1 rRNA gene is annotated in these 220 nt (G+C 42.3%); it reads left to right on the forward strand.

Annotated elements, in window-relative coordinates:
- The first annotated feature begins 84 nt into the window (after positions 1 to 84).
- Positions 85 to 200: ribosomal RNA gene (gene rrf / locus LMH66_RS20375) — 5S ribosomal RNA — on the forward strand.
- The last annotated feature ends 20 nt before the right edge of the window (positions 201 to 220 follow it).

Raw genomic sequence — 220 nt, forward strand, 5'->3', positions numbered from 1 at the left:
TTTTGTGGACTCAATAGAAATACCAAACGCTTGAATGAGTTTGAAGAGAGACTTTTAAATCAGTTTTCCGAATTTTAAAATTTGCTTGGCGACCATAGCATTGTGGACCCACCTGATTCCATGCCGAACTCAGAAGTGAAACACAATAGCGCCGATGGTAGTGTGGGGCTTCCCCATGTGAGAGTAGGACATCGCCAGGCTCCAAATTTATTTTCACTTT

The sequence above is a fragment of the Shewanella sp. 10N.7 genome (assembly GCF_020806285.1).
Taxonomy (GTDB): Bacteria; Pseudomonadota; Gammaproteobacteria; order Enterobacterales; family Shewanellaceae; genus Shewanella; species Shewanella electrodiphila.